Here is a 23,706-nt window from a genome sequence, read left to right as displayed (position 1 = left end):
GAATTATGATCTCCCTTTCCGCCCCCTGGCTGATGGTCTTGTGAAGATAGGCCTCCGTTTCATTTTTTGTAATGGCAAACGTAAGATGGTATCCTCCCAATCTATGTCATCATTGACTGATGCTGAGCAAAAGGGATACATAAATGGAATTCCGTAGGAGGACAGACTGCATAAATGAGCCAAAATCAGTAACAAAGCAATCCAAAGTCCAAATAAACCAAAAATCGCCGATAAAAATATGGTTACATACTTACTGAGCCGCAATCCGGAAACTAGAGCTATATTGGGAATTACAAAAGAGCAAATCCCCGTGAGGGCGGAAATAATCACAACCGTGGGGCTGACTATCCCCGCCTCTACCGCTGCAGACCCAATAATAATACCGCCCACAATACCAATGGTGGAACTTACAGGAGAAGGCAATCGAATGCCCGCCTCTCGCAAAAGCTCAAATGCCAACTCCATAATAATTACCTCCCCAACTACAGAAAAGGGTATATTCTGCCTAGTTGCCGCAATTTTTATTGCTAAGGCAGTGGGTATCAATTCCGGATGGTACACCGATAAAGCAATATAAAGCCCCGGTAGAGAGATGGCAACCACCGCCGCTACATAGCGTATGGCCCGAATAAAGCTCATAATCTGCCAGCGGTCGTAATAATCCTCTGCCGCCTGAAAAAAGACATTTAGGGTGACAGGAAGCATCACAACAACGGGTGTATTATCAATGACCAATACCACCCTGCCCTCCAATAATGCCGAGGCAGCTTTATCAGGTCTTTCTGTCATCTGTAATTGAGGAAAGGGCGATGCCCAACGCTTCTCCAGAAGTTGTACCACATAACCACTATCCAAAATTGCGTCTAAATTCATAGTATCCAATTGTTTTTCCACAATCTCCAGAGTTTTTGGTCGCACCAAATCCTCCATGTACATCATCGCAACGTCTGTTTTGCTTCGTGTACCGATTTTTTTTCGCTTTAGCTTAAGCCTATTATCCCGAATTCGACGGCGAATTAAAACGATATTTGTTGCCATTACCTCCAAAAAAGCATCCTTTGGCCCCAGCACAACCACTTCCGTCTGGGCTTGGTTTACACCACGGGAAGGAAAGCCTTTTGTGGAAACTTGAAGGGCAAAAGCATTTCCATCCATAAAAAGTACTGTATCCCCCAACAAAACTGCGTCCAACGCCTGCTGAATCTCATTAATTTTGCCTACTTCGCCTACGGCAATAATATCATCCATAAATGCGTCTAGCAAGCCGCTTTCATTACACTCCTTATAGCGACTCATTAAATTGGTCATAATGAAATCATGTATTGTGTGGCTATCTACAATATTATCTGTGTAAATCATAAATATTCTGGATTTTCCACTGCCAACAACAAACTCCCGCATTACAACGTCACCGCAGTCGCGGAAGGCCTCCTTGATGGCAATCATATTTTCCGACAGATTTTTTGAAATCTGCATAAATTCCACCGCCTTTCCTTTTGCTTATTTTTCCAAAAAGATTCGAAACTATACCTAAACGATGGTCATCTTTTCTCCTACTTTAAGAAAATAAAAAAACGCCCATATTTTCATGGACGTTTTCTTCATTTCTTTATTTACCTTCATCATTATCACTACTTGCACTTCCACTGGTTTTCGCGCTTCCGCTACCGGCTGCACTTCCCCCTGAAATTAAGCTTGTATTTTTGAATGCAAATACTTGCATATCATAACTTCTTGCAAAACTCTTCAAAGCAAACTCTTCTTTGGTAACTGCTAATTGAGCTTGATCCAATGTAAGCTTTGTTGTATTTCCGATTCTATAATTTACTTCAGCAGTTTTTAAAGTAGCCTTTGCCTGTTCCAAATCAGCTTTTAACTGATTATAATTTGCTTCTGATTGCTGCAATTGAATATATGCATTGCGGATAGCAATATCTTTATCTTCTTTTGCCTTTTTATATGCTCTTTGTGCAACTTCATAGGTAAGCTTATTCTCTTTATTGGTAGTATTCAATGTGTTTTCTGATACAAAATTTTTGTTAAATTTAGCATCCTCAACGGCCTGTGCCGCCACCAAAATATCCATGTCGTTTTTCATCGCAGCATTGATATATAACTCAATCGTACCTTGCAGAACATAAGGCTCGAACTCTACATTATAATCCAATGTATACTGTTTATCAGGTGACTCACCCATCAAATTATTCAAGTTAATGTAGCTTTGTTCCAAGTTCTTTTCCAACTGATAAACCTTTGTTTTATTTGCATCATAGGTTGCTTTGAGTTTATTTAATTCAAATTTGCTAAGCATGCCCAAGTTATTTTTAGTTTGCCCTTGCTCATAAATGGTTTTGCTAATCGCCAAGGTTTCTTTCATTAATTTCAGAGTCTCTTCAGTCTCTACAATCGTGGAAAATGTACCTTTCAAAGTTGACTCCATAGCTAAGTTAACAGATTGTGTTTGATATTTATTTTTTGTCATACCACTATTTGTTGAATAAATAGCTGAAGTATACTGATGCACCCCACTATCCACCCATTTCTGATATTCATAGGTAGGCGTAGAAAAAGTACCTACTGCGTCCCAGATATCCTCTTTGGTTTCCTGAAGAAAATCACTTTGTTTCTGCAAATTAACTAAGTCTTTACTATTGTTTTTTACCTTTTTCAATGCTTCCTCGAAAGTTAAAACAGGAATAGCTTGTTCTCCTTGAGTCGCAACAGTTTGTGTTGTAGGGGCTACTTCTGCGGCATATGCAGTGGTACCAAAAAGAGTTACCACCAGAGCCAGTGCCACAGCACCTCTGGGGTTCCCGATTATTTTTTTCATGGTATTTCCTCCTTAAAGGTTCATTTACTTTTATAATAAAACCAATTATATCATATTTTTACGAAAATGCCAGCGAATTAAGGATATCTTAATCATTTCTTACGTAGATTTTATTGTTCTTCCTGTAACTTACAACAAAAAAGGGGCAGACAATGTCTGCCCCTTTCGGGTTACTTAAAGGTAAGCCTTCAAGATTTTATTTCAGTTACAATTGATTAGTTCAATGTAGCTGTCTTTGTTGCTGCATCCCAGTTAACGTTTGTTACGCCCAAAGCTGTACCCAAATCTCTCAAAGGCAAGAATGTTCTGCCGTCTTTGATTTCAGGAGCTGCGGATGAAGGGATAGCGGAACCATTAACATAGATTGTCTTCTGACCAACAGTCATAGTGATGATTCTCTGAGCATACATAACAGTTACTGTTCTTGTTTCAGCATTCCACAATACGTTGTTTGTGTTAACGCCAAGAGCCTTGGAGATTGCTCTTACAGGAAGCATTGTGTAACCAGCTGCACTGATGTAAGCAGGTGCATCCAATTCAACTTTTGCTTCGCCAGCAAGCAAGTAAGCTTCGCCAACAGGTACAACTACCTTTGTTGTGAACAGGTTGTCGTTGTCTCTACCGGATGTTACTACATTGATGAAAGCTGCTTTTACAACATCACTGTAATCGCATACGTCATCTACATAGCTGTCTTTCTTAACATCGGATTCGGAAGGACGCTTATCTGTAGATGTTTTTGCTGTCCACTTATCTTTCAATGCCTTCAATGCTGCATCTGTTGCACTAGCCTGATCTTTAATCTGATCAGGAGCAAAGAGCAACTGTGCGTCATAAGCTTCGCTCATTGTTGTTGCAATTTCCAAATCATAAGCACCTGCAGGAATGCTTCTGCTCATGAACAGTTTCATATCGGAAATTGTTACAGTTGATGCCTTGTCGGAAGTTTCTTTCACTGCGAACTGAATTGTACCCTTTGTAGTCTTGTCATCTTTCAACTTCAGATCGGAATCTTTGTCGATTGTGAATGTAGGGTCATTTTCAAATGTAAGAAGATCATCTTCAATGCTCAATTTGAATGTTGCATCCTTCTCCCACAGACCTTCTTCAGCTTCTGTGATTACGATAGGAGTCTTAACTTCTGTGTTTCTGTAGTCGATGATTACATCGTTCTGTTCTGCCTTAACTGTGTAAGGTTTTACAAATTTAGCAATTGTTACTTCCTGCTTATCAACCAAAGCGCCTTCGAATGTTAATTTGACATCACCTTCGAAAGTAGGATCAGCTACTAATTCCAACTGGAAAGTAAGTTCTGCTGGATCAGAATTTAATTTTGTATCAACATCATCAAATACTCTTTTTTCAAATTCAAAGTTCTTGTGGTCGCCCTTCTGGTATGCATCAAAGAAAGCTACATCCCATTCAGCTGTACCTTTTTCTACACCCTTCTGGTAGAAGTTGTCTGCATCTGTAACCTTAACATCAGTTACATAAACACCTTCAGGAAGGTTGAAGTTAAAGCCTTGTCTCATGGACCAAGCACCAGGGAAAGTTTCTTTAGCTGTTACTTCCAAAGACATATGATCGGAATCGTCTGTGATACCAGCGTTTCCAACATTAGTACCGCTGTAGATTACAGGGATGTCTTCATCTTTGTCTACTGTAAAAGATACTTTGTAATCAACAACTTTAGCTACTTCGCAAGAAGCAGAGTCATTGTTGCTAGCCTTAGCTGTAATTGTTGCAACAGCGCCAGACTTTGCGGATGTAGCTTCAATTTCGATGTCTTTTACTGTGATTTCATCAACAGAACCAGTAACATTTACTGTCAATTCTTTTTCATCTACTCTAACGATATCATAGTTTGTACCGTGAATTCCATTATTATCCTTTGTAAATTCAAAGCCATTGGAAATCTTCAAAGTTACTTTAGATGGCAAATTGTCAACAGCAGATTCAATCTTTAAGCCATTGCTGTTTAATTTTACAACTTCCTCTTGAGCTACGTCTACAGTCTTCTTTACAGAAACCTTGAAGCCTTTGCCAAGGATGGAAGCATAAACCAAGTCATCAGCTGTTACCATTTTAGAATTAACGGATACTGTAGCTTTTGTGCCTTCGCTTGTTTTTGTCAATGTGGAAGCCAAGTCAATAATTACTTTGTCATCTTTCTTGAAGAAGCCAGTAAATGTATAAGTTACGCTATCTTTGTCAAATTCTTTTACAGATACAGCCAAACGAGGAGCAACTGTCTCTCCTACCGTTTTATAGCCACCTCTTACATAGCTTTCAGCAACATACCAAGCAATCTGAGTATCAACATCAATTGCATCTCTGTCTGCCGCGTCTAAAGTTGAGCTATAAGCGCCACCAAGTCTACTATCAGTAGATGTCAGTGTGATATTGCTACCAGCTGCAAAGGTGTAACCTTGTTCTAACAAATCAACAATAGCTGCTTTGTCTATAGAAGTAGTCACAGCGCCAGTACCATCTGTTGCATAGATTACAGCTGTCATAACACCTTTTGTCATTGTTTCATTAATATCATTGCCAGTTGTACCATTCAATGCACCACTATAGTTTTTCAAAATGTCAAGAACTGCTTTGTCATTGTCAGCTTCAGCTGCAATATCTGCAAGGTCAGCAATTTTTATTTCAGTTGTACCTTTTTTCAAAATTGTGCCTGTTGCAGAATCTTCCCACACCTGAGATGTTGACTTACCTGTCAAAGCGTCAAGTCCGTCCTCATCAATTACAGCTACCAAATCTTTTAACTGAGCAGATGTCAAATTGAACTCCGCCTTATCCAATGACAATTCAACATCCATCGTAGCTAATGCAGGATTTGTTACTGTGTAGTCTACATTTGTCACCTTCAACTGAAGTTCAGGCGCATTTGCCTGTGTAATTACACCGTTGAAATCTTTAGCTTTTTCTAAAGCGTCAACGATTTTAGCTGTTGCTGTAACATCGCCCTTTGCAAATGCAGTTGCAGGTACAAGGGATGCCACCATAGCGCCAGCCATAACGAAAGAAATAAACTTCTTCATCGTTAAATTCCTCCTTTTAACATTTTAATTTTAGTTGTGTTTCGTTTTATAATTATACAACGAATGCTTTTCAATTGTGCCACTTTACTACTCACGTCCCTTTGCGCTTCGTTTGCCAAACCTTAGTTTCTTTGTTCTCCCCTCACACCCATTTAAGAGAGCAAAACGCCGTCCCTAAGCTCTGCCTCCCGTCCCGATCCGTTTCATCAATAGGAAAGCATTACCATTTACTATGCAAGATTATTATACGCAGGGATTCTTAAAATGGCAAGAGACATTGGCAAAATGTAACATAACTGTAATATAGGAGCAACATTGCGTAAATATGCCAGTTTTACAGTACTTAAAGCGGTTTTCTACACCTTGGTGTTTGTCCCTTTGAATGCCCAAGATATAGGGGTGCATAACAAAAAAAAGGCACTCTATGCCCCTATTTGTTCTTGAAAAAACTTTTCTAACCTAAGTTCAAATTATTTCTAACAAACCATTTTGTAACATAAAAAGAGAGGCAGACCATTTGTCTGCCCCTCCTCAACAGGTCAAGGGAAAATCCCTTGTGGGGGTTTGAGGACTAAGCCCTCAATTTCCTGCATTTCTCATTTGCCACCGTTCAATGTAGCTGTTCTTGTTGCTGCATCCCATGTGATATCAGTTACACCCAAAGCTGTAGCCAAATCTCTCATAGGCAAGAATGCTCTGTCGCCTGTGATTTCAGGTGCTGCGGATGCGGGGATGGAAGAACCGTTTACGTTGATTGTCTTCTGACCAACTACCATTGTAATGATTCTCTGTGCATACATGATTGTGATAGTTTTTGTTTCTGCACTCCACAATACGTTGTTTGTGTTTACACCAAGAGCCTTGGATACTGCTCTAATAGGAAGCATTGTGTAGTTTGTTGCGCTGATGTAAGCGGGTACATCCAATTCAACCTTTGTGGAACCAGCCATTAAGTAAGCTTCGCCAACAGGTACTACTACCTTTGTTGTGAACAGGTTGTCATTGTCTCTACCGCTTGTTACTACATTAATGAATGCTTCTTTTACAACTTTGCTGTAATCTGCAACATCATCAATGATGTTGTTGTCTTTACCATCTGCTGCATAAATCGCCTGTTTGTCATAAGCTGTGCTCATTGCTGTTTCAGCCTTCAGGTCATAAGCGCCTGCAGGTACGTTTCTCTGCATGAACAATGCGATATCTTTGATTTCTACAGTTGCTGCTTCATCGGATTCGCTCTTTACAGTAAATGCAAGCTGACCATCTTTTGTCTTCTCATCTTTCAATTCCAAGCCGGAATCGTTTACAGAGAAGGTTGCGTCATCTTCAAACTGAATCATGTCGCCTCTATCTACTGTAAGTGTGAATACAGAGTTAGCTGCCCATAAGCCTGCTTCTGCTTCTGTGATTGTGATAGGTGTCTGAACAGATGTGTTTCTGTAATCGATGATTACGTCGTTCTGTTCTGCTTTTACTGTGTAAGGTTTAACGAATTTTGCTACAGTTACTTCCTGTGCATCAACCAAAGCGCCTTCAAAGCCTAATTTTACATCGCCTTCGAAAGTAGGATCAGCTACAAGCTGTAACTTAAAGGTAACACTTGCAGGATCAGCAGCAAGGTTTGTATTTACATCATCAAATACTCTCTTTGCAAATGTGAAGCCATTGTAATCGCCTTTATCGTAAGCTGCTTTGAAAGCTGCTTCCCATTCAGTTGTACCAACTGCTACGTTACCCTGCAAGAAGTTTTCTGCTTCAATAACGTCTACGTCTGTTACATATACGCCTTCAGGCAATGTGAAGTTGAAGCCCTGTCTCATGGACCAAGCGCCGGGGAATGTTTCCTCTGCTGTTACTTCCAAGGTCATGTGATCGGAATCATCTGTCAAGCCTGTGTTGTTTACGTCTGTACCGCTGTAGATTACAGGTACGTCTTCGTCTGCATCAACGGAAACGCCTACTTTGTAATCAACAACCTTAGCAACTTCTACGGAAGCTGTGCCAACGTTTTTCGCTGTTACTTTAATTGTAGCAACGTCGCCAACCTTTGCGGATGTAGCTTCAACTTTGATACCTGTCAAAGTGAATTCATCAACGGAAGGTGCTGTGAAAGTAGCTTCGCTACCGTCGATTGCCCAATCAGCAGCGCCTGTTACAGTTGTGTTTGCAAACTCAAAACCTTTGGAAAGCTTTAATGTGAACTGTGTGCCTACTGCGTAAGAATCATCAACAGAAGGTTCAATTTTTAAGCCCTTGCTATTAATTGTTGCTACTTCGTCAACAGCTACGCTTACTGTTTTCTTAACGGAAGCTTTGATGCCTTTGTCCAAAACGGAAGCATAAACTAAATCATCAGCTTTTGCCATTTTGGAATCAACGGATACAGTTGCTGTTTTGCCAACAGAAACCTTTGTCATTTTGGAAGCCAAGTTAATTGCAACAACGTCGTCCTTCTTAAGCTGGCCTGTCAAGGTGTAAGTTACTTCGTCTTCTGAAAATTCCTTTGTTGCTACGGTAACTGCTGCAGGATTAGTTACTTTTACCATTCCTTCAAAACCAGCCGCATCGGTTGCAGTAAATTCTGCACCGTCCAAAGATACTGTTACATCAACTGTAGGTGTGCTGCCACCTGTTGTATAGTCAGCACTTGTAACCTTCAATTGCAATTCTGGTGCGTTAGCTGCATCAATCACACCGTCGAAATCTTTGCCTCTTTCCAAGGCATCGATTACTTTAGCTGTAGCAGTTACATCGCCTGCCGCAAACGCTGTTGCGGGAACAAGTGAAGTAACCATGGCTGCAGCCATCAAGAAAGATATTACTTTCTTCATCGTTACATTCCTCCTTTAAAAATATGTACTTTGTTCGTTTTCGTTCGTTGCATAATTATAAAACGAATGCAGTTCAACTCCTCCCCAGACCCCTTTGATGCAGTCACATTGTTTAGCCGTCTTCAAAACGCCGCTTTTCTTTCACCCATTCAGCATAAAAAAACTTTGTCTCTCCGATTGCCTCCCTCCATGACGCTCCAAAGTTTCTGCAAGCGTTATTTACTTTGCCTGCTCATTATACGAAGCCCAAAATTGTTTTGCAATACGTTATGTCAATCTGTAATGTAATTGTAATAGCAGTGAAATATTGATGCAATTTTTGTGCAATTATTTACTTGTATATGGTTTTATATGAAAATTTAACCATATATTATTACTAATTATTGGAATTCACTCTACATTATTCCTATTTTTTATATTTTATAAATATCTTCACCTTTATTTGCAAAACTTGATATATTTCTATATTATGGTAACCTTTTGTTTTTGCTCTCCCATTGATTCCTACACAATTTTTGTTCAATAAAAAAAGTCCCAATTGGAAAAATCCAATCAGAACTCTTTTTATTGAAATTCTCTGCGCAACGCCTGATTAAAAACAGCCCCCATGAGCAAAGCCGCAACACTGGCATTCAGCCATACCAAAAAAGCAATAATGGCACCTATGGAGCCATAAATCACAGAGTATTTCCCCACATGATCCACATAATAGGCAAACCCTGCAGAAAAAAGTATCCATGCCGCCGTGGAAAGAATCGCTCCCGGAAAAACATATCTTTTTAGTGGTCGCTGGTTAGGTGAAAGAAAATAAACACCACTGATGAAAAACAAAACGCCAAGGGAAATGGGTAAAAACCGTATCCTAGACCATAAATCAATAAAGGTTTCCGCCATGGGCACAAAAATACTGATAAACTCCATCACTTCTTTGCTAATCAGTAGCACCATAAGCAATACCGGCACAAATATTATCATTAAAAGGGAAAGGAATATAATGCGTAGGGTATGTTTCAGCATTTTCTCATCCCCATAAATACCGTTGATTGCACCCACTAGACTACTCACAGCCCGCAAGGGAAACCAAACGGTAAAAACCAAACCAAAGGTCAACCATGCACCGCTGCTGGTTTCCGTCATATGGGCAATGGTTAAATTAATTAACGCTACCACATCCGCAGGCAGTAATGCGGAGGCATCCCCTTCTACAGTAATCATGGGCAAATGCAAAAAACCCAAAAGGGAACTAATAAAAATTAAGAACGGAAAAATTGCAAAAATAAAATAATAGGTTAAGGACGCCGCTGTTTTGCTAATCCCATTGGAAAAATACCCATCCAACGTATGGAAAATCACCCGTTTCCAACGGCGGTCTGCCTTTTCACCCAAGCCCCGCATCCTTTTCAACCTTTCTTTTTATGCTGAAAGTAATATGCTGCTTTCAACTGGGCTTTTTCGCCGAGAAATTTTCGTCCGAACTGGGCAAGCTTCATGGCAATACCGGGTATAATCACCACTTTATTCGCAAACATCTCCTCAATGGCATACTTAGCCACATCAAAGGACCGCAACCCTCTTAGGGAAAAGCTTACTTCTGCTCGTTGGTTAAACCCTGTATCCACAGGGCCGGGACAAAGGGCCGAAATATGCACTTGGCTTCTGTCTCTACGCAATTCTTCATAAATCGCCTCCGTAAGCCTTAAAACATAGTTTTTTGTGGCATAATAGGTTGCCATTAAAGGGCCGGGCATAAAACCTGCCGCAGAGGCAACATTTAAAATATAACCGCTGTCCCGCTTGCGAAAATCCTCTAAAAACAGCTTTGTCAGAATATGCACTGCTCGCACATTCAAATTCAACATATTAAGCTCCCGCTCCAAAGGTACCTCCCAAAAATGTCCAAAGGTACCAAAGCCTGCGTTATTCACCAATATATCAATATTTTGCTCCTTGACCTGCTCATAAAGGGCAAAGCACTCTTCCTCCACAGACAAATCAGCAGAAATAATCTGCACATGGGTTTTTAAATGCTTTTTCACTCGGGCAAGTTTTTCTGCATCCCTGCTTACCAAAATCAAATCATAACCCATGCGGCTTAAAATTAGAGCGATATCCCTTCCAATGCCCCCTGATGCTCCTGTCACCAATGCTTTCATTGTTTCACATCCTAATCCTATTTGATTTCAAAGTTTTTTTATTTATTATTCTAATTTATTCTATTGTATTATACTTTTATTTTTAAAAAATATCAATTTCATGTCAGAATAATCCATTTTGCTATGGAACAATAGAAACAAAATCAAAATCTCTTCTTTTTCGCAAGTGAAATCCTAAGAATGACGTCGTTCAAGATTTAAAAGACACTAAAAATAAAAAGCGCCCAAGGGTTTTCCTTCGAAAAATTTTCGAAAAATTGCCCTTAGGCGGTTGGGAAGCACTTTCTTTAATGCCCCTTTTGAATTTTCTTCTAAAATTCAAGCATGTCATGCCAAAATTTAAAACATTCTCATTGCTTTCTTTAATCCACTAAATTTACAACCAAAGGCGTAACGTCTGTCTTTTGAGAAAGAATGCCCCTCTCATAAAGCCAATCTGCATTTTTCTGCCAAACATCCACTTCTTGGTGCAAGAAAGGTGCCTCAGGGGTTTCCATAACAGGAAGCAAGGTTTCCATGCTCTTTTGTTCCACTGTTTTAGACAAGGGGAAATTTTCAGCATTTTGATTATCTAATAAAATTTGCAAGCTTTCATCAGGATTCTCCTTCATATCCCCAAAGCTTTTTTGGCAAGCACGTAAAAATCTCTGAATTTTTTCAGGATTTTTTTCCACTGCATCCTTGCCTGCTAAAAATACCAGTTCATAAGCCTGCGGTACGCCAAATTCAGTAGGATAGAAGTAGTTGATGGCAAAGCCGTTTTCTTCCAGCTGAGGCACCTCATGGTTTACCATGTTACCAATTGTGGCATCCACCTGTCCCGTGGTTAAAGCAGTCATCAAATCAAAGCCAACGTCAATAAATTGGCAATCCTCTGCGCTAAGGCCCACATTTTCCAGCATAGACTTAATTTGTTCTTCTGAAAGGGAAGTTCCCGAATATCCGATTTTCTTTCCCTTTAAATCTTTCGCACCGCTAATGCCGCTATCTTTTAAGGCTACTACAACATTGAGAGAGCTTTGTGTCAACGCACCTACGGAAACAATGGGAACATTTTCTTCGGTAGCTGTTAAAATTGCATCCTGCAAATAATACAGTCCGATATCTGCTTTGCCTGCTGCAGGCATGGAAATACCATCATTCACGTTAGAAGGAAAATTAATAACCAAGTTTAAGCCTTCCTCTGCAAAATAGCCCTTTTCAATCCCTGTATACAAAAAACTATGGATGGCATTAGGATACCAATCCAAAACAATTGAAAAATCCTCTAATTTCTTTTCACCCTCTTTAGGGGCACTACCATCTTCACTACTCTTGTTTGTGCCACAGCCTGCTGCACCAATTGCCATAACCGCCGTCATTAAAAAAGCAAATATTCTTTTTTTCATCATTATAATTCCTTTCTCCATGTTATCGTTTTGTTTTCAATCATTGTAATTACCCAAACCGTCAGCATTGCCACAACGGAGAGCAATACCACCGGCGCAAATACCCCCGCACCGTCCAGCTGTGTCATCATTCTTTTACTAAAATAGCCCAAACCCTTTTGCGCTCCCAGCCATTCGGCAATTGCTGCACCAATGACGCTGAGGGGAATTGCCATTTTAATAGCTGAGAAAAAGTGGGGCAAAGCTGTGGGCAGCTTCAGTTTTAGAAAAACATCCTTTTTAGAGGCGCCATAAGTGAACAAGAGCTCCTCCATTTCCCGTTTTGTAGACTTAAACCCATCAAATACCGTAATGGCGATGGGGAAAAAGGTCATTAAAATTGTGACCAAAACCTTACTCCAAATAGAATATCCAAACCATAGGATAAACAAAGGTGCGATGGCCGTAGTGGGTATGGTCTGGGACGCCACAATCACGGGATATAGTGCCTTTTCCAGCTTTGGGTTCCAATCCATAGCGATGGCCAGCAATAACCCAAGAACTACGGAAATTAGAAGTCCAAGAGCAGTAATTCCCATGGTTGCAGGCAAATGCACCGTAAACAGAGGCACTCTCAGCTCCCAAAGGCGTACTAAAATACCTGTAGGCGAGGGTAATATGTAAGCCGCATCAATTCCCATGGCAACACCTTGCCAAAGCATTAATAAAATCAGCACCAACAGCGCAGAAGGCATGTTTTTTTTCATAAGCTCACACTCCTTCTCAGCTTTCCAATGAGACTTTCTTTTAATTCTACAATCTCCGCCTTTTTCAAATCCTCACGATTTCTGGGATAGTCCAAGGGTACTTCAATGCATTCCATTTCCGTAAATGGTCTGGAATCCTGTATGATATAAACTCTCTTTGCCAAAAAAATGGCCTCCTCCACATCATGGGTGATAAACAAAATCGTTTTATGATAATGCACCCACTGCTGTAACAACCACTCCTGCATTTCTACTCTTGTGAGGTAATCCAGCGCGCTAAAGGGCTCATCCAACAAAAGCATATCTGCCCCTGAAAGGAGGGTTCTTGCGAAAGCCGCTCTCTGCTTCATTCCCCCCGATAAATCCTTAGGAAATTTTTTGGCATACTCCAGCAACCCAACCTGAGCCAAAACCTTCTCTGTCCTTCTGCCCTGCTCTTCTACAGATACCTTTGCAAGCTCCATGGGAAGGCAGACATTTTTCTCAATACTGCGCCATGGGAAAAGCAAGTCTTTTTGGGGCATAAAGGCACTATAGTTCTTTATGGTTTCAATCGGTCTTTCGTCTACCAAAATTTTTCCTTCGTCGGGTTTTTCTAGTCCATTTATCAAACGAAAAATGGTGCTTTTTCCACATCCACTGGCGCCGATGATTGCCACCAACTCACCATTTTCCACTTGGAAAGACAATTTCTCCATCATTCCCAACTCATCCTCTGGATATCGAAAGGATACTCCTTCAAACCGCAGCATCACGCCACACTCCTTTTTAGTCCCCCATGTTCATATGGTAGGCCATCTCCCAAAAATCTCTTTCGTATCGGCAACAATTTAAAAATATTTCTTTTAAATATGCTTCCTTTTTTGCAGAAATATCTGCTCCAAATTCATTCACAGCGTCTATAATTTCTTCCACACCACGAACGTATTCCTCGGATGAATAGCCTCTGACCCATTCACCATAAAGGGGATGCTCCATAGCACCGGGGATATTTTTGTGATGCTCTCCTATCATTTGATAGCTCCATGCGCAGGATAATACCGCTGCTAGTACATCCAAAATATCTCCCTTAAAAGCAACCTCCAGCATATAAGAGGTATAGGACTGATTGGCCAATGCCGTTTTTGTTTTGGCAACCTCCTCCTCGGTAATGCCCAAACGATTCATATAAATCTTATGTACATCCATTTCTCCATCCAGCGTGTCATGCACCATACAGGCAAAACGGCGCATAAGCCCTTCATCTTCAGCCTTTACAACACCCAAAGCAAAAACCTTTGCATATTGCAGTAAATAGCGGTAATCCTGCACCATATAAAAGCGGAAACGGTCCTCCCGCAAAGTGCCTTCTCCTAACTCCTTTACAAAGGGCTGTTCCAAATATCCATTCCAAATATATTTAACTTCTTCATACAACCTATCTGTTAATTTCATTTCCCTCCACCTTTCTAGTTCATTTTTGCAGGGCAAAGCCTATTCTTGCTTTTTCATCTGCCCTGCCATTGCATTACCTTGGTTCTTAAGGCTTACAAAAATCAATTTATCCATTGTTTGAGATTATCCGTCATCCTCCAATTGGATGAAAAGACTCCGATTTACAAAATAAAAAAAGTCTCTCCCCAATTGGGAAAGACCTTGCGCTTTCAAATATAAATTGCTTCCCTCCGTTGGTTCTAACCACATCAAGTTCAAAGGGTTGGAAAACGAATTCCTCTCAGCTTCAACGAATCAAAGCACCCCCAGCCTTATTTATTCAGTTGTATTGTACCAGTATAGTATAAATTTACAATCTTGTAAATAAAATTATCTTCGGTTTTGAAAAATAAGCAAAACGAAAGATTTGGAAAAGCTATTATTTTGCAAAACAGCCGAAAATTTGGTCTAAAAAAGCCTTTTATTTTCTTCCGTCGCCCGATTGAATATTGCATATAAATCCGTTATACTTTAGGCTGTATACAAAAAGATTACTCCCCCTTTACGAAAAGAGGTATTTATATGATGGATGATAATTTACTTTTAAAATTTGCTTTGGATGCGGGAGAGCTTATGCTTGCCAGCGGTGGCGAGACCCATCGGGTGCAGGATACTATGCATCGTATCTTATCGGTCAGTCACTCCACAGGAGTGGAGGCTCTGGCAATGAGCACGTTTTTGATTGTCAGCATCCCAAGTAAAAAATCAGGCTCTCTTACCTTAACCCGAGGGGTATATAATCGTTCTGTAAACTTTGGAAAAATTTGCTCTGTCAATGAAATCTCAAGAGCCTTTGTTTCAAGGCAGATTACCTTGAAGGAAGCAGCGAAACGGTTAGAAAAAATCAGTCATACCTCTGCCTATCGCCCAATTTCCCGTATTATCAGCTCTGGTGTTGCCTGCGGGGGGTTCACTCTGGTTTTAAATGGCAAATTGATTGACGCCCTAGCCGCCTTTTTGTTTGGTATTCTCATTGGTATTTTAATCAATCATAGCGGAAAAACAAAATTGCCCAGTTTTTTCACCTGTCTCATTGGCGGGTTTATTGCCGGGGCGGGTTCCGTTATTTTTCAAAGATTCGTACCCTCAGCGGGAACAGATATGATTATTATTGGCAGCATCATGCCTATGCTGCCCGGCATGACAATGACCAACAGCATTCGGGACATCATGGAAGGACACTATATCAGCGGCACCTCCAAGATGGCAGAAGCTTTATTGATTGCCTTCGCCATTGCCGGAGGCGTTGGCTTTGGCATCACCACAATGGGGCACTAAGGAGGAGAAAAAATGGCGTTTCATATTATATTATTCCAAAGCTTTATGTCCTTTTGCGCTTGTGTTGCCTTTTCCGTTGTTTTTAATGCACCAAAAAAGGAATTGGTTTACTGCGGTATCTCAGGTTTTCTGGGGTGGTTTTTCTATGCTGTCCTATCGGTATACATCAGTCCTACTATGGCCACCTTGGTTTCCTCTGCATTGGTTACGGCGTTCTCTCGTTTTGCCTCCTATCACAGGCAAGCGCCCTCTACCTTATATCATATTCCAGGGATCATGCCCATGGTTCCCGGTACTGTGGTCTACAACACCATGGCTACAGCCTTAGGGGGTATGATTTTGGAAACCTATTCTAACATTTTACTAGGATTAAAGCTGGCGGGAGCCATTGGAGCTGGGTCAATCTTAATTTTGGCGCTACCCTACTCCTTTTTTGAGATTATTCCAAGACGAAAAAAGAAGGTCAAGGCATAACTAAGGTCAAGACCTCGAACTTCCAGAAGATATAAAGGCCAAGACCCCGAGGGCTTTGCCCTCGAACTCCTACAAGGGTTTCACCCTTGACCCATTATTTAAGGGGCAGACGATGTCTGCCCTTTTGTTCTTTAAAATTAAATAATATTATTACTTTATTTTTAAAAAAAGAAAAAACCGCATGTATATGCGGTTTTTATAAACTTTTTGGTCTTGCTTTTTTCAAAAAGCAAGTGGGGTTTGGGGCAAAGCCCAAGGTCTTACAACTCACGCCTACCCTCTAAAGCACGGGATAGGGTAATTTCATCAACATACTCTAAGTCTCCGCCTACGGGTACGCCGTTGGCAATTCTGGTAACCATAACGCCTAAAGGCTTTAAAAGCTTGCTGATGTACATGGCAGTAGCCTCCCCCTCCACATTGGGGTTTGTAGCAAGAATAACCTCTCTCACCGTATCATCCATGCGGGTAACAAGCTCCTTAATGCGGATATCCTGAGGCGTCACCCCTGTCATAGGCGAAATTGCTCCATGCAAAACATGGTATACTCCATGGAACTCCTTGGTACGCTCGTAAGCCGCCATATCCCGTGGATCCTCTACAACCATAATCACACTGTGGTCTCTTTTTAAATTTGCACAGATAGGACAAAGCTCCTCCTCCGTCAAATTACAGCAAACGGAACAGTAACGCACCTTATCTCTTGCCTCAAGAATGGCACCCGATAAACCGGCAACCTCGTCTCGTGGCATATGAATGATATGAAACGCAAGCCTTTGCGCCGATTTGCTTCCAATTCCCGGTAACGCTGCCAATTCCTCAATCAAGCGTGTCATGGGATTTCCGTAATAATTCATAGTATCCCTCTTTTGATCAGAAGCCCATGCCCATTCCGCCGGTCATTCTGCCCATTTCATTATTATACATTTCCTCTACCTGACGAATTGCTTCGTTTACAGCAGACATAATTAAATCCTCCAGCATTTCCACATCTTCAGGGTCAACTACATCAGGATTCAACTTTAATTCCTTAATTTCCTTCTTCCCAGTGATAACCACCTTAACAGCACCGCCGCCGCTGGTCATCTCCAATGTTCTTTCGCCCAGCTCTTCTTGCTTTTCCTGCATTTGCTTTTGCATTTTCTGCGCCTGCTTCATCAGATTATTCATATTCATCCCGCCCATACCGGGAAAACCGCCTTTTGCCATTATTCTATTCCTCCTCAAATTCTAATTTCTTCTATTTGTACTATTTTATAATAAAATACCTATTCCATGCAAGTCTTTTACTCCTCAAAATCCGCCTCCGGGAAATAACTACCCAAAAGACTCTCAAATTCAGCATCTTCCGCCTTATTCTCTGCTTTACCATAGGTGACCTCATACCATCGGTCATACTCTTCTTTGGTTATGGTTTGTAATGAAAAGGACTTTCCCATTGCTTTGTCCAATAAGGATTCGATTTTGTCCATATTTTTTTGCAGCATATCAGTCAAAGCAGCGTAAGCACAAACCAAATAGACCAAATCATCCTCTTTGAAAGCAATTTCCACCTGTTTGAGCTGACTTTTTAAAATAACATCTTCAACCTCATTACGCAATAAAGGCCATTCTTCCTGTAGTTTCTTTTTGTCCTCGGGCAGGGCAGGGGGCCTTTTCTTGCGTTTTGGTGCCTCTTTTTTTGCCGCTTTTTGCTCCACCGGCTGAATCTGCACAGAAACACCTTGGGCAACCTGACGCTCCAACCCTGCAAGCCTTGCCGCTAAAGCTGTCATATCTGTTTGTGTCCATGGGGAGCACAAACGTAAAAGCTCAACCTCCAATAAAATGCGCTCATTGGTACTGTATCGCATATCCCCTTGCAAATAAGAAAACCGCTCAATAAGAAAAATTGCCTCTTGTGGAGATAAAAATGTACTGCAACCTTTTAACCGCTCTAAATTTTCCCCCGAAATATCCAAAACGCCTGTGGTATCCCCAAGGGTGCTTACCATGAGAAAATTCCGCAGATGCGCCAAATATTCAGAGACAAACTGCTTGATATCCCTGCCTGAGAGCATCATTTCCTCAACCAACTCCATCACCCGTCGGCTATCCTTCTTTCCCAACGCCTGGGTCATTTCAAAAAGCACAGTTTGATCCACAGCACCCATTACATCCAAAACCATTTCCAGCGTTACCGTCTCACCACTGTAAAAGGCAAGGCACTGATCCAAAATACTTAGGGAGTCTCGCATGGAGCCGTCCCCCAGCTGCGCCACATAGCGCACCGCCTCAGGTGTAATATCTTGTCCTTCCTCCGCCAAATATCCCATCAAAGTATTGGTAATATCATCTGTGGTAATTCTTCGAAAATCAAACCGCTGACAGCGGGAGAGAATGGTAGCAGGCACCTTTTGAGGATCTGTGGTTGCCAAAATAAAAATCACATGGGCAGGGGGCTCCTCTAAGGTTTTCAGCAATGCATTAAAGGCGCTGTTGGACAGCATATGCACCTCGTCAATGATATAGACCTTATAATAACCCTCTGTGGGGGGATACTTTACTTCCTCCCTAATTTCCCTTATATTATCCACGCTGTTATTTGATGCAGCGTCTATTTCAATCACATTGACACTTCTGCCCACCAATATGTCTTTACAAAGAGCACATTCATTGCAAGGCTCCCCATCTTCAGTGGGAGACAAACAATTAATGGCACGGGCAAAAATTTTTGCGGTGGAGGTTTTTCCCGTTCCTCTTGTGCCGCAAAACAAATAGGCGTGGGAAACCCGCCCTGATTTTATCTGATTTTTCAGGGTTTTTACAATATGCTCCTGCCCAATGACTCCACCAAAGGTATTGGGTCTGAACTTTCTGTATAGCGCCGTATAAGACATGGTCTCCCTCCTTCTTTTATAACTTACGTCAGTATACCATATGGATCAAAAAATGAAAAGCACCGTTAAACTCTGCGTTATCCAAAGAAAGGCGGCTTTATTTGCAATTAATATCCAGGCAGTCAAACAACCCCTATTTTATAAGATGGATACGTTCCCAAGTGGAATTCCCAGTATGGGCTTTTTTCTATGTTCACTTGAAATAAGCTTGCAGGTACTGCGTTTTTCAGTGCCGATTTTATTGACACTCTGTAACTTTAATTGTAAATAAAGTTCTTTTTTTCACATTTTATGTAAAACGGATTTTTTTGTAAAATTATTACATTTATGATATGATAAATGTAACTTCTTTTATATAACTTTATCAATATGAAGTATATTCATGTTATTTCTAAACCCCGCAAAAATGTTTCATGCCCCAGTTCACCTCTGTTTTAGAAAAGATTCTCAATGCTGCAACGGAAAATACTCTATTTTCAAAGGAGCATGATTGATGAAAAGCCAATGGGAAAATTACAATAAAAACCTCTTAGAGTATTTAACAGTCATAACCCAAAACAATTATATCTCAAATCTATTTTATGATACACCTTTCTTGGTATTAAGCAGAGCCATTGCTGCAATTCCCGATGATGCCTTCACAGTAACCCAATGGGAGGAGGCTGCCAACTATTTACTGCGAGAGAAAATAGCCTTTTCTTCCAGCCAACAGGCGATTCATTATCTCTCCGTTCTTGGGTGGTCTGTATCGGTTACCCCCTACATTTTGTTGGAGGATAGAACCAAATTCATAGGAAAGTCATGGCAAAATAAAAAAAATACCATCTAAAAAGGCAGTCACCGCGTTACCGATTTCTGCCAAGGTCTTCTTTGATAAAGAGTTACATCATGTGAAAAATATAAGCCCACATTGCAGGATTCTACAAGAATTGTCTTGTACGAAGCAATGGGGCTTTTTTCTTTTACAACTAGTATTTCTTAATTTTAAATCCTTATGAATGCATTTATTTATAGAAATCCGTGCATCTGTTTTTGTTGCACCGCCCAACACGTTACCATGTTCTGCGACTCCTCTCTGGCACCCTCACAACACACAGAAGTAGACTGCTTAGTGCTGCTGCCTTCCGACCCTGACACGATTCACAGGCTCCTGTTGCGTAAGACCCGAGCATCAACGCCGCTTCCCATGGGCAGACTATCAAACGCTGCACCGAGAACAGACATCACCCCCACTATAGCGGATTGTGGGTACAGGGCGCCGCTACCTCCCCGGCTAGCACGGAAATATTACCGTAATGATATGATTGGCTGTTTTTCCATATAAATGCATCTTTATCAGAATGAAAATAAAATGCCTTTATAAACCTTGCAGAAGTTCAATGTTAAAACACAGAACATCTTAATTAGCCAAAAAGTATTCCCAGTGATAGTCATCTCGATTTTTTAGAATCAATTTGAAAGGCCTTAATACCCATCCACGAGGATTGTCACTTAGAAATAGCCTTATTAGTATAACCGCTTTTTACGCCTCTGTCAACATGGCCTCTCCGTTTTTACGAAACCGTTTGAAAAACAAACGCATAAACTGACTGCATTCCTCTTGCAAAATGCCTTCCTCCACAATCACCTGATGGTTGAACCTTGGCTCATCCAAGAGATTCATGATGGAACCGGCACACCCTGCCTTACTATTTCTTGTTCCAAAAATTACCTTAGGGATTCTCGCCTGCACAATGGCTCCCGCACACATAGGGCAGGGCTCCACAGTAACATAAAGGGTGCAGTCTTCCAAGCGCCAATCCCCAACGATTCCTGCCGCCTTGTTTATCACGTCTATTTCCGCATGGCACAAAGGATTTTTTGCAGTATTTCTCAGATTATAGCCCCGGGCAATAATTTCTCCGTTTCTCACCATCACTGCACCAATAGGTACCTCTCCCGCATCAAATGCCTTCTGAGCCTCCACCAGTGCTTCCTTCATATATTGTTCCGAATCCGTCATTTTCATTCCCTCTCTAGGATGCAGGCTTGGAAAGAAAAAGCTTGCCCGTCCTTGTCACATCTTCTGTTACATTCCAATAATCATCTATTCCATCGCCATTCCAGTCACAGGGATATATGGCTTGTCCATATTGAATATCCTCATTGGAAGAACGCAGTCCTCTCTCTGTTAATATATAGCGGATGGCTGTCCCTGTGGCATCACAAATATACACTTCTTTTACACCATCCCCATTTAAATCACCACTATATAAAGCTCCATATAAGCTTTCTACGCCCAAATGGGTACTCCAAAGCTTTAATAGACCTGTTTCCAGATGATGATACATATATAAATCCATGCCATCGGTCATAAGAAATTCTGCTGTGCCATCTCCATCTAAATCTGCAATATGACACTGGGTTACCCTATGACGCAGCGATTCCCGCTGGGTTTTGTGCCAACCCTCTCCACCGGATTCATAGGTTTCCATGGCCTGACCTGTAAACAAAAACAACTTACCTTTTTCCGAGCCTAAAGCTGTTGCCCCACCGCTTTCCAAAGGAACTTCCGTGACAGGCTGTAATTTGGAATCATAAAAAACAATTTTTTCAGCTCTGTTTATTTCTCCTTCACCTTCGATAGCCTCTTCTGCCATTTCGGCCCAAAGAACCACCAGCATATCCTCCTTACCGTTCTCCAAAAAAACTGCCGATACTGCTTCCACGCCCTTTGCAGGATTTATTTTACGCATTCTGCTGATAACTCGGCCGGATAGATGATACAACTCCACCTTGCCATCTTGAATAGAAGCAACGACCCCACTGCGATTTTTTGCAACAAAACCATCCGCAGGCAAACTGCCGCTCAATTCTCGGTATCCACTATTGATGCCTGTCCAATTTTCGTAGGCAGTAAAGTCCCCATTGGCCAAAAAAGGATTCCGCTCCCGCAAACTATACTCTTCTTCATCATAACCACCGATATAATATACCCCTGCCAGATGATTGCTTACAAAAATGCAATTCACCTCTCCCGCAGTATCCCCGTTATAGTGCAAAAGCTCCGCCGTAGCTACAACGCTTTGGCTGCCCACTACAGATTTTAATGGGTACCCTGCATCCTGAGAGGCGTTAAATAAACGGGCATTTTCTTTGGTATCTTGAGGAATTTCGCCGCCGTGAAAGGATAGACTATCCTTATCATAGCTCCAATAAAATTCATCCATTACAGCATCAATTTGCGCCACATATGCCTCCTGCTCTGCGGGTGACAGGCTTATGCTTTGATCTCCGTCTTTCCCACTGCAGCCTGTCATGCAAAATAAGCACACACCGATGAGCAGCATTATTGCTTTTTTCATATTCTCATTCCTCTCAAAGGGCTGGTCTTCTTTTTTGTTCCAAAAAGATTTATGAAGTCCAATTTAATAAATTATGTTTCTTTTACAATTTGCTTCTATTATATAATAAGCCCTCTGATTTTTCAAATTCATTTTCCAAAGACCATCTCCACCAAAATAACTGCGGCAATCACCCCTGCAAAATTTGCAATCAAGGCGCATGGCAAGGTGTAACGAGTCTTCCTAACTCCTACGGACAAAAAATATAGGCTCATGGTATAAAACACTGTTTCGGTACAGCTCATCATTACCGAAGAAACCCGCCCCAAAAAGGAATCCGGCCCGAAATTTTGGAAGATATCCAATAAAAGCCCTGTTGCCGCCGAAGAAGAAACCAAACGTATAATGCTTAGGGGTGCCAATTCTGCGGGAAATCCTACCTGTTCCGCCATGGGGCGAATGAAATTTGTCATAATATCCAAGAGTCCTCCTGCACGGAAAACCTCCACAGCAACAATTAATCCGATTAAGGTAGGCAAAATATCCACCACGGTTTTTAATCCTTCAGTGGCCCCCTCCAAAAAGACTTCATAAAGCTTTACCTTTTTCAAACATCCAAAGCATACAATAAACAACACCGTAGCCGGAATAATATAATCCGATATTACCAATAGCAGCCGCATGTTTTCACTCCGTCCTGTCCATTATTTTTGCTGTAACAATACCTATGAGGGTTGTCAAAAACGTGGCGGCAATCCCTACCCCCACAATTTCTGCCGGTGCATGGGAACCAAACTCTGTGCGATAGGCTAAAATATTTACCGTCACCAGCTGTAAGGAGGACATATTCACCGTTAGAAACATACACATCGCTCCAGTGGCTCGCTCCTTATCCTGATTGAGCTTTTGCAACTCTTTCATTGCCATCAGCCCCGCCGGCGTAGCGGCCCAGCCTAAACCCAAAAAATTTGCAGCGAAGTTTGCCGCTATGTATTGCCTGGCTTTATGATGCCTTGGTACTGAGGGGAATAAAAAATCCATGGCAGGGGTTAATTTTTCTGCCAAAATATCAATCATACCACCCTTTTCCGCTATTTTTAATATCCCCGACCACATAGCAATCACACCTGCCATTGTAATTGCCAGTTCCACGGCACTCTTACCGCCGCTTAAAACTGCTGCTGTAACCATATCCATGCGCCCTAAAAACGCCGCAGTCAAAATCCCTCCGATTATAAAAAATCCCCATATTGCATCCAGCATATTTTCCGCCTCCTTGTA

The 23,706-nt window shown here is 41.3% G+C and carries 20 protein-coding genes, 1 other RNA gene and 1 riboswitch; of the genes, 3 read left to right on the top strand and 18 right to left on the bottom strand.

Annotated features, from left to right (window positions below; all coding sequences use genetic code 11):
• Nucleotides 1–3: 3 nt before the first annotated feature.
• The 10 genes from CPRO_RS00450 to tenA form a co-directional block, all read right to left on the bottom strand.
• Nucleotides 4–1,476, bottom strand: coding sequence for a spore germination protein (locus CPRO_RS00450; protein WP_066046635.1), 1,473 nt, complete (start codon nucleotides 1,474–1,476; stop codon nucleotides 4–6).
• Between the two features lie 133 nt (nucleotides 1,477–1,609).
• Nucleotides 1,610–2,830 carry a TolC family protein gene (locus CPRO_RS00445; protein ID WP_066046633.1) on the bottom strand — a complete coding sequence of 407 codons (1,221 nt, stop codon included), beginning with the start codon at nucleotides 2,828–2,830 and terminating at the stop codon, nucleotides 1,610–1,612.
• A gap of 215 nt (nucleotides 2,831–3,045) precedes the next feature.
• Complete coding sequence (locus CPRO_RS00440) at nucleotides 3,046–5,880, bottom strand: copper amine oxidase N-terminal domain-containing protein (RefSeq protein WP_066046631.1); 2,835 nt, start codon at nucleotides 5,878–5,880, stop codon at nucleotides 3,046–3,048.
• 596 nt (nucleotides 5,881–6,476) lie between these two features.
• Entirely contained in the window at nucleotides 6,477–8,711 is a 2,235-nt protein-coding gene (locus tag CPRO_RS00435; protein WP_066046629.1) for a copper amine oxidase N-terminal domain-containing protein, read from the bottom strand.
• A 564-nt stretch (nucleotides 8,712–9,275) separates the two neighbouring features.
• Complete coding sequence (locus CPRO_RS00430) at nucleotides 9,276–10,097, bottom strand: YihY/virulence factor BrkB family protein (protein ID WP_157881603.1); 822 nt, start codon at nucleotides 10,095–10,097, stop codon at nucleotides 9,276–9,278.
• 14 nt (nucleotides 10,098–10,111) lie between these two features.
• Complete coding sequence (locus CPRO_RS00425; RefSeq protein WP_066046625.1) at nucleotides 10,112–10,864, bottom strand: SDR family NAD(P)-dependent oxidoreductase; 753 nt, start codon at nucleotides 10,862–10,864, stop codon at nucleotides 10,112–10,114.
• Nucleotides 10,865–11,226: 362 nt separating this feature from the next.
• Nucleotides 11,227–12,252 carry an ABC transporter substrate-binding protein gene (locus tag CPRO_RS00420; protein WP_066053551.1) on the bottom strand — a complete coding sequence of 342 codons (1,026 nt, stop codon included), beginning with the start codon at nucleotides 12,250–12,252 and terminating at the stop codon, nucleotides 11,227–11,229.
• 2 nt (nucleotides 12,253–12,254) lie between these two features.
• A complete protein-coding gene (locus CPRO_RS00415) occupies nucleotides 12,255–12,998 on the bottom strand; it encodes an ABC transporter permease (protein ID WP_066046624.1) in 744 nt (247 codons plus the stop codon).
• Entirely contained in the window at nucleotides 12,995–13,750 is a 756-nt protein-coding gene (locus CPRO_RS00410) for an ABC transporter ATP-binding protein (RefSeq protein WP_066046622.1), read from the bottom strand. Before CPRO_RS00410 ends, CPRO_RS00415 begins: the two co-directional genes overlap by 4 nt.
• Before the next feature lie 16 nt (nucleotides 13,751–13,766).
• The gene (gene tenA / locus CPRO_RS00405; protein ID WP_066046620.1) at nucleotides 13,767–14,432 is read right to left on the bottom strand and encodes a thiaminase II; all 666 of its coding nucleotides are present in this window, start codon (nucleotides 14,430–14,432) and stop codon (nucleotides 13,767–13,769) included.
• A gap of 208 nt (nucleotides 14,433–14,640) precedes the next feature.
• Nucleotides 14,641–14,749, bottom strand: a riboswitch (TPP riboswitch).
• A gap of 244 nt (nucleotides 14,750–14,993) precedes the next feature.
• On the opposite strand from tenA, the gene CPRO_RS00400 reads away from it, so the two are divergent.
• The gene (locus tag CPRO_RS00400; RefSeq protein ID WP_066046619.1) at nucleotides 14,994–15,749 is read left to right on the top strand and encodes a threonine/serine exporter family protein; all 756 of its coding nucleotides are present in this window, start codon (nucleotides 14,994–14,996) and stop codon (nucleotides 15,747–15,749) included.
• 12 nt (nucleotides 15,750–15,761) lie between these two features.
• On the top strand, nucleotides 15,762–16,223 hold the full coding sequence (locus CPRO_RS00395) for a threonine/serine exporter family protein (RefSeq protein ID WP_066046617.1): 462 nt from the start codon (nucleotides 15,762–15,764) through the stop codon (nucleotides 16,221–16,223).
• Nucleotides 16,224–16,483: 260 nt separating this feature from the next.
• Here the strand turns inward: CPRO_RS00395 and recR are convergent, their stop codons facing one another.
• The 3 genes from recR to dnaX all read right to left on the bottom strand — a co-directional run bounded on the left by recR (nucleotide 16,484) and on the right by dnaX (nucleotide 19,102).
• Nucleotides 16,484–17,080 carry a recombination mediator RecR gene (gene recR, locus CPRO_RS00390; protein ID WP_066046616.1) on the bottom strand — a complete coding sequence of 199 codons (597 nt, stop codon included), beginning with the start codon at nucleotides 17,078–17,080 and terminating at the stop codon, nucleotides 16,484–16,486.
• A 16-nt stretch (nucleotides 17,081–17,096) separates the two neighbouring features.
• Entirely contained in the window at nucleotides 17,097–17,432 is a 336-nt protein-coding gene (locus CPRO_RS00385) for a YbaB/EbfC family nucleoid-associated protein (RefSeq protein ID WP_066046615.1), read from the bottom strand.
• 77 nt (nucleotides 17,433–17,509) lie between these two features.
• A complete protein-coding gene (dnaX, locus tag CPRO_RS00380; RefSeq protein ID WP_066046613.1) occupies nucleotides 17,510–19,102 on the bottom strand; it encodes a DNA polymerase III subunit gamma/tau in 1,593 nt (530 codons plus the stop codon).
• Between the two features lie 493 nt (nucleotides 19,103–19,595).
• Between dnaX and CPRO_RS00375 the strand changes: the two genes are divergently transcribed.
• The gene (locus CPRO_RS00375; RefSeq protein WP_066046611.1) at nucleotides 19,596–19,931 is read left to right on the top strand and encodes a hypothetical protein; all 336 of its coding nucleotides are present in this window, start codon (nucleotides 19,596–19,598) and stop codon (nucleotides 19,929–19,931) included.
• A 189-nt stretch (nucleotides 19,932–20,120) separates the two neighbouring features.
• On the opposite strand, the gene ffs is transcribed toward CPRO_RS00375, so the two are convergent.
• The 5 genes from ffs to CPRO_RS00350 form a co-directional block, all read right to left on the bottom strand.
• An RNA gene (ffs, locus tag CPRO_RS00370) (signal recognition particle sRNA large type) lies at nucleotides 20,121–20,384 on the bottom strand.
• Nucleotides 20,385–20,624: 240 nt separating this feature from the next.
• Nucleotides 20,625–21,104: a tRNA adenosine(34) deaminase TadA gene (gene tadA / locus CPRO_RS00365; protein ID WP_072743363.1), complete on the bottom strand. Its 480-nt coding sequence runs from the start codon at nucleotides 21,102–21,104 to the stop codon at nucleotides 20,625–20,627.
• Nucleotides 21,105–21,117: 13 nt separating this feature from the next.
• Nucleotides 21,118–22,446: an FG-GAP repeat domain-containing protein gene (locus CPRO_RS00360; protein WP_066046607.1), complete on the bottom strand. Its 1,329-nt coding sequence runs from the start codon at nucleotides 22,444–22,446 to the stop codon at nucleotides 21,118–21,120.
• A gap of 128 nt (nucleotides 22,447–22,574) precedes the next feature.
• Nucleotides 22,575–23,108 carry a spore maturation protein gene (locus CPRO_RS00355; RefSeq protein WP_066046605.1) on the bottom strand — a complete coding sequence of 178 codons (534 nt, stop codon included), beginning with the start codon at nucleotides 23,106–23,108 and terminating at the stop codon, nucleotides 22,575–22,577.
• A gap of 4 nt (nucleotides 23,109–23,112) precedes the next feature.
• Complete coding sequence (locus tag CPRO_RS00350) at nucleotides 23,113–23,688, bottom strand: nucleoside recognition domain-containing protein (RefSeq protein WP_066046602.1); 576 nt, start codon at nucleotides 23,686–23,688, stop codon at nucleotides 23,113–23,115.
• Nucleotides 23,689–23,706: the final 18 nt, after the last annotated feature.

Origin of the sequence: Anaerotignum propionicum DSM 1682 (assembly GCF_001561955.1) — a bacterium.
GTDB classification, from domain to species: Bacteria; Bacillota; Clostridia; order Lachnospirales; family Anaerotignaceae; genus Chakrabartyella; species Chakrabartyella propionicum.
The sequence above is the reverse complement of the archived record's forward strand: the minus strand, read 5'-3'. Positions and strand labels throughout refer to the sequence as shown.

Bases quoted from the DNA above. Each gene is read 5' to 3' on its own strand.
- CPRO_RS00400 (WP_066046619.1), top strand. From the start codon at position 14,994: ATGATGGATGATAATTTACTTTTAAAATTTGCTTTGGATGCGGGAGAG.
- CPRO_RS00450 (WP_066046635.1), bottom strand. From the start codon at position 1,476: ATGCAGATTTCAAAAAATCTGTCGGAAAATATGATTGCCATCAAGGAG.
- CPRO_RS00375 (WP_066046611.1), top strand. From the start codon at position 19,596: ATGAAAAGCCAATGGGAAAATTACAATAAAAACCTCTTAGAGTATTTA.
- CPRO_RS00425 (WP_066046625.1), bottom strand. From the start codon at position 10,864: ATGAAAGCATTGGTGACAGGAGCATCAGGGGGCATTGGAAGGGATATC.
- CPRO_RS00385 (WP_066046615.1), bottom strand. From the start codon at position 17,432: ATGGCAAAAGGCGGTTTTCCCGGTATGGGCGGGATGAATATGAATAAT.
- CPRO_RS00435 (WP_066046629.1), bottom strand. From the start codon at position 8,711: ATGAAGAAAGTAATATCTTTCTTGATGGCTGCAGCCATGGTTACTTCA.
- CPRO_RS00360 (WP_066046607.1), bottom strand. From the start codon at position 22,446: ATGAAAAAAGCAATAATGCTGCTCATCGGTGTGTGCTTATTTTGCATG.
- tadA (WP_072743363.1), bottom strand. From the start codon at position 21,104: ATGACGGATTCGGAACAATATATGAAGGAAGCACTGGTGGAGGCTCAG.
- CPRO_RS00440 (WP_066046631.1), bottom strand. From the start codon at position 5,880: ATGAAGAAGTTTATTTCTTTCGTTATGGCTGGCGCTATGGTGGCATCC.
- CPRO_RS00415 (WP_066046624.1), bottom strand. From the start codon at position 12,998: ATGAAAAAAAACATGCCTTCTGCGCTGTTGGTGCTGATTTTATTAATG.
- CPRO_RS00395 (WP_066046617.1), top strand. From the start codon at position 15,762: ATGGCGTTTCATATTATATTATTCCAAAGCTTTATGTCCTTTTGCGCT.
- dnaX (WP_066046613.1), bottom strand. From the start codon at position 19,102: ATGTCTTATACGGCGCTATACAGAAAGTTCAGACCCAATACCTTTGGT.
- recR (WP_066046616.1), bottom strand. From the start codon at position 17,080: ATGAATTATTACGGAAATCCCATGACACGCTTGATTGAGGAATTGGCA.
- CPRO_RS00445 (WP_066046633.1), bottom strand. From the start codon at position 2,830: ATGAAAAAAATAATCGGGAACCCCAGAGGTGCTGTGGCACTGGCTCTG.
- CPRO_RS00410 (WP_066046622.1), bottom strand. From the start codon at position 13,750: ATGCTGCGGTTTGAAGGAGTATCCTTTCGATATCCAGAGGATGAGTTG.
- CPRO_RS00355 (WP_066046605.1), bottom strand. From the start codon at position 23,108: ATGCGGCTGCTATTGGTAATATCGGATTATATTATTCCGGCTACGGTG.
- tenA (WP_066046620.1), bottom strand. From the start codon at position 14,432: ATGAAATTAACAGATAGGTTGTATGAAGAAGTTAAATATATTTGGAAT.
- CPRO_RS00420 (WP_066053551.1), bottom strand. From the start codon at position 12,252: ATGAAAAAAAGAATATTTGCTTTTTTAATGACGGCGGTTATGGCAATT.
- CPRO_RS00350 (WP_066046602.1), bottom strand. From the start codon at position 23,688: ATGCTGGATGCAATATGGGGATTTTTTATAATCGGAGGGATTTTGACT.